Source organism: Acidaminococcus sp. HCP3S3_G9_1 (assembly GCF_052122455.1).
Taxonomy (GTDB): domain Bacteria; phylum Bacillota; class Negativicutes; order Acidaminococcales; family Acidaminococcaceae; genus Acidaminococcus.
In genome coordinates this window covers 1-459 of record NZ_JBQKCH010000048.1, presented here as the reverse complement: position 1 = coordinate 459, position 459 = coordinate 1, and the positions used below count along the sequence as shown (strand labels likewise).

The following is a 459-nucleotide window of genomic DNA, read 5'->3' as shown; positions in this document are numbered from 1 at the left end:
CGTCAACCTCCGGCTGGACGGCAAAAGCATCCGTCTTGATGTATATGTGGAAGACGAAGAAGGCCGCGTGTACGACATCGAGATGCAGTGCACCAACTCCCCCAGAAATGATCTGGCCAAACGCAGCCGTTTCTACCAGAGTCTGATTGATGGGGAACTGCTGGATAAAGGCAAACCCTATGAAGAACTGAACCCGTCCCACGTAATCTTTATCTGCACGTTCGACCCGTTCCATCGGAATCTGCCAATTTACACATTTACCCATTGCTGTCAGGAAGATAACAGGGTAAAATTAAAAGATGAGGAAACCAGGATGTTCCTGAACAGTAAAGGCAGCGAAAATGCGGTTGATCCTGAGATTGCCGCTTTTCTCCGGTACGTGGATGGAAAAGCGGCAAAAGGGAAATTCGTGGAAAGCCTGGATCAGGAAGTCCATCTGGTAAAGAGTATGGATAAAGT

The 459-nt window shown here is 48.1% G+C and carries 1 protein-coding gene; it reads left to right on the top strand.

Annotation, left to right across the window (positions count from 1 at the left end; translation table 11 throughout):
* Positions 1–46: 46 nt before the first annotated feature.
* Positions 47–459 (top strand): Rpn family recombination-promoting nuclease/putative transposase (locus ACTQY1_RS11275; RefSeq protein WP_441374214.1); only part of this gene is annotated, 413 nt, incomplete at its 3' end.